At 67.7% G+C, this 12,386-nt stretch carries 14 protein-coding genes; 3 read left to right on the top strand and 11 right to left on the bottom strand.

Annotated elements, in window-relative coordinates:
- Positions 1–38: 38 nt before the first annotated feature.
- From MSM1_RS09985 to MSM1_RS09960, 6 genes are all read right to left on the bottom strand, one after another.
- The gene (locus tag MSM1_RS09985; RefSeq protein ID WP_236055907.1) at positions 39–551 is read right to left on the bottom strand and encodes a hypothetical protein; all 513 of its coding nucleotides are present in this window, start codon (positions 549–551) and stop codon (positions 39–41) included.
- Positions 548–1,537 (bottom strand): porphobilinogen synthase, encoded by a 990-nt coding sequence (gene hemB / locus MSM1_RS09980; protein ID WP_213441823.1) that lies wholly within the window; start codon positions 1,535–1,537, stop codon positions 548–550. Before hemB ends, MSM1_RS09985 begins: the two co-directional genes overlap by 4 nt.
- A gap of 75 nt (positions 1,538–1,612) precedes the next feature.
- On the bottom strand, positions 1,613–3,277 hold the full coding sequence (locus tag MSM1_RS09975; protein WP_213442802.1) for a uroporphyrinogen-III synthase: 1,665 nt from the start codon (positions 3,275–3,277) through the stop codon (positions 1,613–1,615).
- A gap of 54 nt (positions 3,278–3,331) precedes the next feature.
- Positions 3,332–4,258, bottom strand: a complete 927-nt coding sequence (hemC, locus tag MSM1_RS09970; protein ID WP_213442799.1) for a hydroxymethylbilane synthase — start codon at positions 4,256–4,258, stop codon at positions 3,332–3,334.
- Between the two features lie 13 nt (positions 4,259–4,271).
- Positions 4,272–5,660, bottom strand: coding sequence for a glutamyl-tRNA reductase (locus MSM1_RS09965; protein WP_213441821.1), 1,389 nt, complete (start codon positions 5,658–5,660; stop codon positions 4,272–4,274).
- Between the two features lie 138 nt (positions 5,661–5,798).
- Positions 5,799–6,059, bottom strand: a complete 261-nt coding sequence (locus tag MSM1_RS09960; RefSeq protein ID WP_213441819.1) for a glutaredoxin family protein — start codon at positions 6,057–6,059, stop codon at positions 5,799–5,801.
- 405 nt (positions 6,060–6,464) lie between these two features.
- On the opposite strand from MSM1_RS09960, the gene MSM1_RS09955 reads away from it, so the two are divergent.
- The 3 genes from MSM1_RS09955 to MSM1_RS09945 all read left to right on the top strand — a co-directional run bounded on the left by MSM1_RS09955 (position 6,465) and on the right by MSM1_RS09945 (position 9,085).
- A complete protein-coding gene (locus MSM1_RS09955) occupies positions 6,465–7,436 on the top strand; it encodes an HAD family hydrolase (RefSeq protein ID WP_374101702.1) in 972 nt (323 codons plus the stop codon).
- Between the two features lie 221 nt (positions 7,437–7,657).
- Positions 7,658–8,170, top strand: coding sequence for a MaoC family dehydratase N-terminal domain-containing protein (locus MSM1_RS09950; RefSeq protein ID WP_213441816.1), 513 nt, complete (start codon positions 7,658–7,660; stop codon positions 8,168–8,170).
- A 42-nt stretch (positions 8,171–8,212) separates the two neighbouring features.
- On the top strand, positions 8,213–9,085 hold the full coding sequence (locus MSM1_RS09945; protein ID WP_213441814.1) for a cyclopropane mycolic acid synthase family methyltransferase: 873 nt from the start codon (positions 8,213–8,215) through the stop codon (positions 9,083–9,085).
- Positions 9,086–9,133: 48 nt separating this feature from the next.
- Here MSM1_RS09945 and MSM1_RS09940 read toward each other — a convergent pair whose 3' ends face one another.
- From MSM1_RS09940 to MSM1_RS09920, 5 genes are all read right to left on the bottom strand, one after another.
- Positions 9,134–9,373, bottom strand: a complete 240-nt coding sequence (locus tag MSM1_RS09940) for a hypothetical protein (RefSeq protein WP_213441812.1) — start codon at positions 9,371–9,373, stop codon at positions 9,134–9,136.
- A gap of 163 nt (positions 9,374–9,536) precedes the next feature.
- On the bottom strand, positions 9,537–10,583 hold the full coding sequence (locus MSM1_RS09935; protein ID WP_213441810.1) for a lysophospholipid acyltransferase family protein: 1,047 nt from the start codon (positions 10,581–10,583) through the stop codon (positions 9,537–9,539).
- 5 nt (positions 10,584–10,588) lie between these two features.
- Complete coding sequence (locus MSM1_RS09930; RefSeq protein WP_213441808.1) at positions 10,589–11,713, bottom strand: SDR family oxidoreductase; 1,125 nt, start codon at positions 11,711–11,713, stop codon at positions 10,589–10,591.
- 66 nt (positions 11,714–11,779) lie between these two features.
- A complete protein-coding gene (locus MSM1_RS09925; RefSeq protein WP_003402602.1) occupies positions 11,780–11,881 on the bottom strand; it encodes a 30S ribosomal protein bS22 in 102 nt (33 codons plus the stop codon).
- Positions 11,882–12,110: 229 nt separating this feature from the next.
- Positions 12,111–12,374, bottom strand: coding sequence for a helix-turn-helix domain-containing protein (locus MSM1_RS09920; RefSeq protein ID WP_213441806.1), 264 nt, complete (start codon positions 12,372–12,374; stop codon positions 12,111–12,113).
- Positions 12,375–12,386 lie beyond the last annotated feature (12 nt).

Here is a 12,386-nt window from a genome sequence, read left to right as displayed (position 1 = left end):
CGGCGGCGCTAACCAGCGGCCGACGCCAATCCGTGTCCTCACCTGGTGAAGTACTCCTGGGCGTCCTTGCGGTGCAATAGGACCACTCCCCCGCCGATCAGCACCGAGCCGACGATTCCCGTGACGGCACAGACCACCGCCGCCACCGGTGGCCAGTTCACGGTGAACAACCGCGTCGCCACGTAGACGATCGTGGCCAGGCCGCCACCGGTCAACACGGTGCGGGCCCACCGGTAACCGGCCCGCATCAGCACCAGGAACGTCACCACTACCGCGCATATCACGGCCGCAAACAAGGCCGAGGCGGCGTAGATCGGCGGGGATGCGTTGCGTGACTGTGAGGAGACCACGTCCACGAGGTACCCGATGACCATCAGCGGCACCGCAGCCACCCATAACCAGAAGCCGGTGTCGACGTCCACCGGCCGCCTGGGCGGTTGCGGCGGGGCTGGGGGCTGCGGGCTCGGCGGCTGCGGCCAGCCCGGCGGGGCGGGCGGACCAGGAGGCTGCGGCCAGCCCGGCGGCTGCGGCCAGCTCGGCGGACCGGTCATGATAGCCAGCTCGCCGCCTCGGCGGCCCAATAGGTGAGCACGATGTCCGCCCCGGCCCGGCGGATGCAGGTCAATGACTCCAGCGCGGCGGCACGCCTGTCGATCCAACCGTTGGCGGCCGCCGCCGAAATCATCGCGAATTCGCCCGACACCTGGTAGGCGGCCACCGGCACCGGGGAGACAGCCGCCGCCGCGGCCACCACGTCCAGGTAACCCATCGCGGGCTTGACCATCACAATGTCTGCGCCCTCATCGAGATCCAGCTCAATCTCGCGTAGTGCTTCCCGGGCGTTGCCGGGATCCTGCTGGTAGGTCCGGCGATCACCGGACAGGCTGCAGGCCACCGCGTCACGGAAGGGGCCGTAGAAGGCCGAGGCAAACTTCGCGGCATAAGCCATGATTATCACGTCGGCATGCCCGGCAGCGTCCAGGCCATCGCGGATGGCTCCCACCTGGCCATCCATCATCCCGCTCGGCGAAACCACGTGGGCACCCGATTCTGCTTGTGCCACAGCCAATTGCACATATCTAGCCAAAGTGGCGTCGTTATCCACCCGGCCCCGCTCGTCAAGGACACCGCAGTGCCCATGGTCGGTGAACTCATCCAGGCAGGTATCAGCCATCAGCACGGTGGCGTCACCGAGCTCCTTGGCTAGATCCCTCAACGCGACGTTGAGGATGCCGTCGGGGTTGGTGCCCGCCGAGCCCGCCGCATCCTTGTCGTCGTGCCGCGGCACCCCGAAGAGCATGAGTCCGCCGACCCCGGCGGCGACGGCGGCGGTGGCGGCGGCGCGCAATGAATCCCGGGTGTGTTGCACCACGCCCGGCATGGACACGATCGGACGCGGCTCATCGATACCGTCGGCGACGAACAATGGCAGCACCAAATGCCTTGGCTCCAATGAGGTTTGCGCAACCAGGCGACGCATCGCCGGGGTGCCGCGCAGCCGACGGGGGCGATGTCGCGGGTAGCCGTCAGCACTCACCGCGACCACCCGTCGCGCCCACACACCCCCGATGGCGACCCGCCGCGCCCGGCCTCGCCGCGCTTGCGGTCGCCATCAGCGCCTGCGGCTCTTCTTGCGGGGCGGTGGCAGCGCTCCCTCGGCGCGCAGCCGGGAGGCATGCTCGGCCAGGGCGTCAACCAGTGGGCCCACCGCGGCGACCTCGGGCTGCACGTCGACCCGCAGGCCGAACTCCGCAGCGGTCTCGGCCGTCTTGGGGCCGATGCAGGCGATGATGGTGCGCGCGTGCGGCTTGCCGGCGATACCCACCAGATTGCGCACCGTTGAGCTGGAGGTGAAGCACACCGCGTCAAACCCCCCGGTTTTGATCATTTCGCGGATCTCCGCAGGTGGCGGGGCCGCACGCACGGTCCGGTAGGCGGTGACATCCTCGATTTCCCAGCCGCGCTCCCGCAACCCTTCGGCCAGTGTCTCGGTGGCGATGTCGGCGCGCGGCAGCAGCACTCGGTTCACCGGATCGAAAACGCTGTCGTAGGGCGGGAATTCATCGAGCAGACCCAGCGACGACTGCTCCCCGGACGGCACCAGCTCCGGACTGATCCCGAACGCGCGGACCCGGTCGGCGGTCGCTTCGCCGATGCAGGCGATCTTCACCCCGGAGAATGCGCGCGCATCCAGGCCGAATGCGGCGAACTTCTCCCACACCGCGCGCACCGCGTTGGTGGACGTGAACACCACCCACTGGTAGCGGCCGTCGACCAGGCCTTTGACCGCCCGTTCCATCTGAGCGGGGCTGCGTGGCGGCTCGACAGAGATGGTCGGCACCTCGATGGGCAGGGCGCCATAGAACGTCAGCCGCTCACTCATCTCGCCGGCCTGGTCCTTGGTCCGCGGCACCAGCACGGTCCAGCCGTACAGCGCACGGCTTTCCCACCAGTTGAGCTTGGCCCGACCGGCCACCGTCTTGCCGATGGTCACCACCAGCGCACCGGTCAGCGGTTCGGTGCCGCCAATCGCGGCCGGCTCGGTCAACCCCCGCAGGGTGGTGTCCACCGAGCGCTGCAGACAAGTGGTGCCGTGCGCGGTCACGACGCACGGGGTGGTCTCGGCCAAGCCGTAGTCGATCAGGGTGCGGGCGGCCTCGGTGAGATGCTCGGGGGTGGCCTGCAGGATCAGGGGGCCCGGGGCGGCGGCCAGCGCCGCCCAATCCACCTCACCGCGCACGTCGGCGACGGTATGCGCCGATCCCAACGGCAAGCCCGCGTACGCGGGAACCGCGGTGCTCGCGGCCAGGCCCGGCACGATCTCGAAGTGCAGGTGGCTGCGTGCCACCGCGTTCACTTCGCTGATCACGGCATCCACCGACAGCGGATCACCGGCTACCAGCCGGACCACGTCGGCTCCCGAACGCGCCTCGGCCACCAGGGTCTTAGCGACCTCTGCGGGCTCACCGAGCGCCGGGCGGACATCGGGGCCGCCCGTCACGGCGGTGGCTTCAGCGTCGACGCCGCCGGTCGCGTTCGGGGAGCCGTCACCGGCGTCGGCGCCTTCGACGGCCACGGTCCTCGCGGGCTCCGGCCCGGATACCGGCGGCAGTTCGGTGCCGATCAGCGCCAGCACCGGCTCGGCCACATCGGGGTCAGTGAACACCAGGGCAGCGTTCGCCAGCACGGTGGCGGCCCGCGTTGTCAGCAAACCCGGATCACCCGGACCGGAGCCGACGAACGTAATGCGGCCCGGCTTTGGCTTGCGGCCTCGCATGTTCACTTGGGGGGTCATGTGCGTGCTCCCAGTATCACTTCCTCACGCGGGATCTCACCGCGCACCGGCCATCAGCTTCCGTGCCCCCAGCGCAAACAGCTCCCCGGCCACCGAGAGCCCCAGCTCTCGTGCCCGGCCCGGGCTGCCGATGCCGGACGCGCGGATCACGTCGGATCCATCCAGCGCCGCCACACAGCCGTGCAGCGACAATTCCTCGAAGACTCGGCCGTCCTCATCGATGGACTCAACCACCTCGGCGATGGCACCCACCGGTGCGGAGCAACCCGCCTCCAGTTCGGCGAGCAGGGCCCGTTCCGCGGTAACGGCCGCGCGGGTGCCGGCGTCGTCCAACTCCGCCAACAGCGCGGCCAAGTCGGTATTGCGGACGCCGCACTCGACCGCCAGCGCACCCTGCGCCGGCGCGGGCACCATCTGCACCGGCTCCAGAGTCTCGGTGACATCATCGAGGCGACCCAACCGGGCCAGACCCGCCCGGGCCACCACGATGGCATCGACATCACCACTGCGTACCCTGTTCAACCTGGTATCTAGGTTGCCTCGCAGGGGGCGGATTTCCAAACCGAGACCCAATGCTCTAAGCTGTGCGGCCCGTCGCGGCGACGAGGTGCCCACCACCGAGCCCGCCGGTAGTTCCGCCAGCAACAGCCCATCGCGGGCGACAACGGCGTCGCGGGGGTCATCCCGCTGGGGGATCGCCGCGACCGTAAGCCGCGGATCGGTGGCGGTGGGCAGATCCTTGTGCGAGTGCACGGCGGCATCGACCCGGCCGTCCATGATGGCCTCCCGCAGCGCAGTGGTGAACACCCCCACCCCGAGCTCGGCTATTGGTGCCGACGAGCGGTCTCCCGCTGTGGTGATGACCACCAGCTCCGCAGGATGCCCCTTGGCGATCAGGGCGTCTCGGATGGTGGCGGCCTGTGTGGTGGCCAATCGGCTGCCCCGGGTGCCTATCCGGATCACGTCGGTCAATCGGCTAGTCGATAGATCGTCTTCTGCTGTTTGCCCGGGCGGCACCGGCGTCAAATTCAGTTGACACCATTGGCAATTCGCCCGCCGTGGCAACGGCGTCGACGGCGGTCTGGTCGAGTTCGAACAGCTCACGCAGCGCCTCGGCGTAGCTGTCGCCGCCGGGCGCGCTGGCCAACTGCTTGATCCGCACGGTGGGCGCATGCAGCAACTTGTCCACCACCCTGCGCACGGTGCGGGCGACCTCGTCGCGTTGGGCGGGATCCAGGTCCGGCAGCCGGTTTTGCAGGCGCAGTAACTCCGCTTCTACCACGTCAGCGGCCCGCTGACGCAGCGCGGTCACCGTCGGGGTCACCTCCGCCATCCGCTGTCCGGCCAGGTAGGTGGCAACCTCGGTGGCGACAATGCGGCGGGCGGCGTCGACGTCGGCCGTCGCCGCGCGGGCCGACGGCTCGTGTTGGATGCGATCCATGTCGACGACCCACACCCCGGGTAAACCCGCCACCGCCGGATCCACGTCGCGCGGCATCCCCAGATCGCAGATCACCAGGGGCCGGGCTGCTTCATCGCGGCGCGCCGCGGCCAGCGCGTGGTGGACATCGGCCAGCGACACCACCGGACGCACCGCCCCGGTGCAGCTGACCACCATGTCGGCGTCGGAGAGAGCGCCGGGCAGGTCATCGAGAGTGAGCGCCTCGGCGCGCGTGCCCGATTCGCGAACCTTGCGGGCCAGCCGCTGCGCGCGGGGCAACGACCGGTTGACGACGCGGACGTGGCCGACACCGAGCCGGGTCAGGTGCGCCACCGACAGCGCGCCCATGGCCCCGGCACCGACGACCACCACGGTCTTGCCGGCGAGCCCGCCCAGCTTGTTCTCGGCCATCCCCACCGCGACCGACACCACTGAGGCGCCGGCGGCGTCGATCGCGGTCTCGGTGTGCACCCGCTTGCCGACCGCCAGCGCCCGCTGGGCCAGCTCATGCAGCACCCGGCCGACGCTGCGGTTGGCCTCGGCGGTGGCGTAAGCCCGTCGCACCTGCCCCAGCACCTGCTGCTCGCCGATCACCGCCGAATCCAGGCCGCTGGCGACCGCGAACAGGTGCTCAACGGCGGCTTCGCTGTAGCGCACGTAGGCGTAGCGGGTCAACTCCGCCATCGACATGCCGGAATGCTCGGAGAGCACCTGGCCGATCGCCGACAGCCCGCCGTGGAACGCGTCCACCACCGCGTACACCTCGACCCGGTTGCACGTCGACAGCAGCATCGCCTCGGTCACCAGCGGTGACTGCAGCACCCGGTCGATGATCTTGACCCGGTCAGCTTCGTCGGTGCTCAGCTGCTCCAGAACCGCCACCGGCGCGCTGCGGTGCGACACCCCGAAGAGCAGGACACTCACGAAAACATCACCTGGCCTGCTCCCTTGCTTGCACCAGTGGATTGACTCCACGGTAGACGTTGACGAGGTGGGGTACCAAATTTCCGGCCCGCCGCCGCTGTCGTTGGCAGCCGATCCGGAGGGCTCGATGTGGGGGGGTCAGCGGGCGGCCAGATCGGCGCGCAGCCGGGCCTCGTCGACCTCCCAATAGCTGTGCTCGCGGCCGTCCAGCAAGATCACCGGCAGCCGGTCGCCGAACTGGGCCCGCAGCGCCGGATTGCCCAGCTGCGCAGCGGAGTCGACGTCGGTGACCGACAGGTCAAAGTTCAGCTCGTCGGCCAGTTCAGCCAGCCGCGCCTGCACCCGCGCGCAAATCACGCACCCGGCGCGGGTCAGCAACTGCACCTGCGGACGGCTCATGAGACCAGTGTGGCAGCGGCTCAAGCCTGAGTGCTCGGTATGGCGGTGTTCGGCATGGCGGCGCAACCCTGCGTCTTTGGCGGCACAGGGCACGCCGTCACCCGGTGGTTGTCGCGCTTGACGGACACCGGCAGGCGCACCGGGAATCGGATACGCCACGTTTGACGGCGCCGTGCTACCTGGCCGCACGCGCACTACCGGCACTATGGGCGGCATCGCAACGGTTCAAGGCGATCATCGGCGCTTCAAGCCGTTCATCGACACAGCAACCCCGAGCTTTGGCGCCGGGTGGCCATCGGTGTCGACGGCCACACCGCCCCGTTTGCCAGCTGGCCGGATACTGTTGAACTGGCAACTGAACTGGCAACCGTACTCATCTTCGCGGGCGCACAGATTAGGAGGTCCGTGATGACTTCCACCGACTCGGGCAGCACGGCCGCCGGCGGCACCCGGCCCGCCGGCCCGGGTAGCGGGGACGCCGCCGGCGTCCAGGGCTCCGAGCCGGCCGGCGCAGGCCCCGTCCGCGTCGACCTCGAGACGCTGGCCGCCAACGCCAGCGCCGACCGGGCCCTCGATGATCTGCGCCCCGGGGACACCCAGCCGCCTGTCGACCTGACCGCCGCAGCATTTTTCGATGTGGATAACACGCTGGTGCAGGGCTCCTCGCTGCTGCACTTCGGCCGGGGGCTGGCCGCCCGCAAGTACTTCACCTATCGCGACGTTCTCAGGTTCGTGTACGCCCAGGCCAAGTTTCAGCTGCTCGGAGAGAACCCCGACGACGTCGCCGCGGGACGAAGCAAGGCGCTGGCGTTCATCGAAGGCCGCTCCACCAGCGAGCTGACGGCCCTCGGCGAGGAGATTTACGACGAGATCATCGCCGATAAAATCTTCGCCGGTACTCGCGAACTCGCGCAGATGCACCTTGACGCGGGCCAGCAGGTGTGGCTAGTGACGGCCACGCCTTATGAGCTTGCGGTGACCATCGCTCGCCGACTCGGCCTGACCGGGGCGCTGGGCACCGTCGCCGAATCGGTCGGCGGGGTATTCACCGGCAGGCTGGTCGGCGAAATCCTGCACGGCAGCGGCAAAGCCCACGCGGTACGCTCGCTCGCAATCCGGGAGGGGCTCAACCTCAAGCGCTGCACCGCCTACTCCGACAGCTACAACGATGTGCCGTTGTTGTCGATCGTCGGGACGGCGGTCGCGATAAACCCCGATGCGCGCCTGCGCAGCGTAGCCCGCGAACGCGGTTGGGAAATCCGCGATTTCCGGCACGCCCGCAGAGCCGCGCGGATCGGGGTGCCCTCGGCGCTGGCGCTGGGCGCTGCCGGAGGAGCGCTAGCCGCCGCCGTGTCGCGTCGCCACGAGCGCGGCTAGCGCGCGAGGGGCGCACCGACCGCGACCAGCCCCGTGTCGCGTCGCCACGAGCGCGGCTAGCGCGCGAGGGGCGCACCGACCGCGACCAGCCCCGTGTCGCGTCGCCACGAGCGCGGCTAGCGCGCGAGGGGCGCACCGACCGCGTGCGCCTTTCCCTTGAGCCGGCGGCCACGCTGATAAGCTGCCCAGCTGAGCCCCCCACGCGAGCGGAGACCACCCGGATGACAGTTCCCGATGAAGCCCGAGACCTCATCGGCAAGCATTACCGATTCCCAGACTACTTCGATGTCGGGCGCGAAAAGATCCGCGAATTCGCACGGGCGGTCAAAAACGAGCATCCGGCGCACTACGACGAGGCGGCTGCGGCCGAGGCGGGCTACCCGGCGCTGGTGGCGCCGCTGACCTTCCTCGCCATCGCCGGCCGGCGCGTGCAGCTTGAGTTGTTCACCAAATTCGACATCCCGATCAACATCGCCCGGGTAATCCACCGCGACCAAAAGTTCACCTACCATCGACCGATCCTGGCGCACGACCGGCTGTACTTCGACGCCTATCTGGACTCCGTCATCGAATCCCACGGCACCGTCATCACCGAGATCCGCAGCGAGGTCACCGATGCCGACGGCAACCCGGTGGTGACCAGCGTCGTCACCATGCTCGGAGAGGCCAGACACCAAGAAGCCGACGCGGCCGCGACGGCGGCCGCTGTTGCGTCGATCCGCAGCGGAGCTTAGCGTCAACTGCGATCGAATGATCAGACAGGGGGCTGCTCAGGGGTGAAGCGCGCCGACCTCACGCCACACTTCGACGACGTTCAGTCGCACTATGACCTCTCCGACGACTTCTACCGGCTTTTCCTGGATCCCACCCAGACCTACAGCTGCGCGTACTTCGAACGCGAGGACATGACTCTGGAAGAGGCGCAGCTAGCCAAGATCGACCTGTCCCTAGGCAAGCTCGGGCTGCGCCCGGGGATGACACTGCTTGACATCGGGTGCGGCTGGGGTGCCACGCTGAAGCGCGCGGTCGAACGCTACGACGTCAACGTGATCGGGCTGACGCTCAGCAAGAATCAGCAGGTCCATGTCGAGCAGATGTTCGCCGCACTGGACAGCCCGCGCGTGAAGGACGTGCGGCTGGCTGGTTGGGAGCAATTCCACGATCCGGTGGACCGGATCGTGTCGATCGGCGCGTTCGAGCACTTCGGCGCCGATCGATACGACGCCTTTTTCCGCATGGCCTACGAAGTGCTGCCGGCCGACGGCGTCATGCTGTTGCACACCATAGTTAGGGTCAGCGACGAGGATGCCCGCAAGCGCCAGCTCAAGCTCACCATGAGGCTGTTGCGGTTCATCAAATTCATCATGGAGGAGATCTTTCCCGGCGGCTATTTGCCGAAGGCGGCCGAGGTCGAGGAGCATGCGACCAAAGCCGGGTTCGAGGTCGACCTCGTGCAACCGCTGCGGTTGCACTACGCGCGGACGCTGGACACCTGGGCGGCGGCGCTGGCAGCGCACAAGGACGAGGCCATTGCGATCCAGTCCGAAGAGGTTTATGAGCGCTACCTGAAGTACCTCACCGGTTGCGCCGAGCTTTTCCGCAACGGCTACACCGACGTTTGCCAGTTCACCTTGGTCAAGCGGACCTGACAGCGCGACGGTGCTTTTTGGGCTCCAGGGGCGGCCCGCTTTTTAGCTCTACGGGTTGCCGTCAAGGCCGGCGGCGAGTTGATCGCTGTCGGCGAATACCAGTCCACCGGTATCGAGCGCGACGGCCCACCGCCGCGCCGGTGCGCTAATGTGCTTGTCTCCGACATCCACGCCGTAGCCGGCCAGGTCGCTGAAGTCTTCGATGATGGTTCCGGGCTCTTCGAGTGCGGTTCCCGGATAAACCCGCACCGCCATGCCCACCGAGAACGGCTCGACCCGATCCGCCATCCCGCGGCTCCTTCAACTGCGCTGGGCGTTATTTACACCAGATTTACACCAGATGTACGCCAGTAGAGCACACAAAACTGGCGACGGTGACAATATTGCGGCGGGTATCGACGAACACGCTCCCATCGCGGCACGCCGACGGGCGCAGTGACGCAATGCAATATCACCCAAAGAAGATATTGCGCCGGCCGGCCAGCAAGCGGTAGAGCATCTGCTGGATCGTCTCGCGCACCTGATCGGTCAAGTCGAAGGTGACCATGGGATCCTCGGCGTCGCCGGGCTGATAGCCCGCGGTGGGGATCGGCTCGCCAAACGCGATATGCCATTTCGACGGCAGCGGCACCAACCCGGCGGGACCGGCCAGCGGGAACAACGGCGTGATCGGGAAGTACGGCACATTGAGCAACCGTGCCAGCAGCCTCACGTCGGCGAGCATCGGGTAGATCTCCTCGGAGCCGACGATCGAGCACGGCACGATCGGAGCCTTGGTGCGCAGTGCCGCCGACACGAAGCCCCCGCGGCCGAACCGCTGCAATCGGTAGCGGTCCTTGAAGTTCTTGCCCAGGCCCTTGTAGCCCTCGGGGAACACCGCGGTGAGCTCGCCCGCGCTCAGCAGCCGGTGCGCATCGGTGACACATGCCATGGTGCAGCCCGTCTTTCGGGCCGCCACGCCGATCACCGGCAGGTCGAATACCATGTCGGCGCTCAGCAGGCGCAGGTCGCGATGCGCCGGGTGCTTGTCGTGCACCGCGATCGAGGCCATCAACCCGTCGAACGGCAACACCCCGGCGTGGTTGGCCACCACCAGCGCGGCGCCGATGCTCGGCACGTTCTCGATACCACTGACCTCGACCCGGAACCAGGACTTGAAAAAGAACCTCAGCAAAGGCCGGGCGATCGCGTTGGTGAAGTGCGGGTCGAACCCGAATTCGTCCACGCCGTAGTCGCCGGTCAGCCGCTGCCGAAGGAATTCAGCAACCGCGGCGACCCGCCGAGCCGCGTTGCTGAGCGGTACCTCCGCTGCCGGCGTCACGCCGTGGCGCCGCTCGATTTCGCGCACCACGGCAGCGATCTGCTCCGTGGGTTCCCGGGCGCCGGGATCGGAGAGCGCCGACGGATGCCGTCGCGACGTCTCGGCTCGCCGCTGCCCCGCAGCTCGACCCGTATTCGTCCGTAGCGGAATGACTTTGGCCCTGGTTTCAGCCGCCACGATAGTTACCTAACCCCAATCCCCGGAATTGGTTTTCGGCTCCCCCAGCGCTGCGCTACCGCCACCGCCTTACCTTCCAAGGATCGTACCCACTGCGGGTCGATAATGGGAGTCAAACCTCGGCCGCGGATGTAGTCGTCGAACGCCTCAGCCGTCGTCCACTTGGGGTGGTAGCCGAGTTCGACTCGCATTCTGGTCGTATCCATCACCCGGCCATAGCTGAGGTAGTCGAGTTGCTCGCGGTTGATCTCGGGGTAGCGATTGGCCCGCCGCAACGAATCGAGGACCCAGAGGGCGCACCCGGGAACCGGGAGCGGGATCCGGCCGGCTCGCCGGATCGCTTGCGAGAGCATGATGATCCCGTCGGCGCCGATGTTGAACGTGCCACGCTTGCCGGCCATCACCGCGCGTTCCAGCGCGCCCAGGGCGTCCTGCTCGTGCAGCAACTGCAACCGGGCATCGCGGCCGATGATCGTCGGAACCAGTGGCCCGGCAAGATAGCGGGACAGCGCGGTGTCCATCGCCGGGCCGATCATGTTGGCCAGCCGCAGGATTGTCACCGCGATATCCGGACGGCGTCGGCCCAGCCCACGCGCGTAACCCTCGATGTCGAGGCTGTCCTTGGGAAACCCCTCGCGGAATGGTCGGCGGCTGGTGCTGTCCTCGGTGAACACCACCGGGTCATGCGCGCTCGATCCGTATACCTCCGATGTCGACTTCAGCACCACGCGACGCACCGACGGTGCCTTTTGGCAGGCCGCGAACAGTTGCATCGCGCCCATGACGTTGAGTTCCTTCAACGCTGCGCCGTTGCCGGCCCGCGGCGCGTAGGATGCCGCCGCGGCGTGCACCACGGTGTCGACGTTATTGTTACGAATAACCTTGAGAATAAAAGGATTACGAATATCGGCGCGGACGAACTCGGCACGCCCCATCCGGCGCGCCAGGTCCTTGCTAGGCGCGATGGCGTCCACCGCGATCACGCGGCTCACCAGCGTGTTTTGTGCCAGCCTGGCGGTCAGGTAGCCCCCCAGAAACCGGCACGCACCGGTGACCAGCACAACTTTGGGGTAATGCACGGTGTCGCTGACGGTGTTTCGGTTGCCCGTCTCCGCACCCGACGAGTCCATCCCGATAGCGTATCGGCGGGGGAAAACAGCGTCGTTACCGCCGCGTAACGGCCAACGCTGCGGAGTTTACTTCCCGAGCTTTCTGCGCTGCACCCGGGTTCGGCGCAGCAGCTTGCGGTGCTTCTTCTTGGACATGCGCTTGCGTCGCTTCTTGATTACTGAACCCATGAACTCCGCTATCTGATCAGTGGCCGGCTGCTGGAAATGACCCGGTCACTTTACCCGGCCGCCCGCATGAGATACCAAAGCCACCTGGCGACGACGCCCCACGCAGCGGGTGCGACTGGCGGCGCGCAGCCCGGGACCGGGGTGGTAGGCGCCGTGAGCGCGCCACCCGGGTCTCGCCGGCACGACTCCTCCGCCGACCGCTCTGCGGATCTGCGTCGCCGCTGGATGGTTAACCCGCGTCGAAGTAGGAGGTCTCCAACATGTCGTGCACGGCTTTGGCGTGCACTCGGAAGGACCGCCCGACCCGTACCGCCGGCAGCTCTCCGTTGTGCACCAACCGGTAGACCGTCATCTTGGAGACCCTCATCAGCGCCGCCACCTCGGCCACGGTGAGGAATTGCGTCCTTGCCGGCTGGCCGTCGGGAGAACCGGTGTCCCGCGCGGACTTACCGCCAGCCGAATCGCGCGCCGATGGCCCGTTCTTTGACGTCATCGCAACCCATTC

This window comes from Mycobacterium sp. SM1 (genome assembly GCF_018361265.1).
GTDB lineage: Bacteria > Actinomycetota > Actinomycetes > Mycobacteriales > Mycobacteriaceae > Mycobacterium.
This window is presented reverse-complemented; position numbering and strand designations above follow the sequence as displayed.

What these genes read in the sequence shown, in the direction of transcription:
- MSM1_RS09975 (WP_213442802.1), bottom strand. Translation starts at nt 3,277, where the DNA reads ATGCGAGGCCGCAAGCCAAAGCCGGGCCGCATTACGTTCGTCGGCTCC.
- MSM1_RS09985 (WP_236055907.1), bottom strand. Translation starts at nt 551, where the DNA reads ATGACCGGTCCGCCGAGCTGGCCGCAGCCGCCGGGCTGGCCGCAGCCT.
- MSM1_RS09950 (WP_213441816.1), top strand. Translation starts at nt 7,658, where the DNA reads ATGACAGTTCCCGATGAAGCCCGAGACCTCATCGGCAAGCATTACCGA.
- MSM1_RS09920 (WP_213441806.1), bottom strand. Translation starts at nt 12,374, where the DNA reads ATGACGTCAAAGAACGGGCCATCGGCGCGCGATTCGGCTGGCGGTAAG.
- MSM1_RS09940 (WP_213441812.1), bottom strand. Translation starts at nt 9,373, where the DNA reads ATGGCGGATCGGGTCGAGCCGTTCTCGGTGGGCATGGCGGTGCGGGTT.
- MSM1_RS09925 (WP_003402602.1), bottom strand. Translation starts at nt 11,881, where the DNA reads ATGGGTTCAGTAATCAAGAAGCGACGCAAGCGCATGTCCAAGAAGAAG.
- MSM1_RS09930 (WP_213441808.1), bottom strand. Translation starts at nt 11,713, where the DNA reads ATGGACTCGTCGGGTGCGGAGACGGGCAACCGAAACACCGTCAGCGAC.
- MSM1_RS09960 (WP_213441819.1), bottom strand. Translation starts at nt 6,059, where the DNA reads ATGAGCCGTCCGCAGGTGCAGTTGCTGACCCGCGCCGGGTGCGTGATT.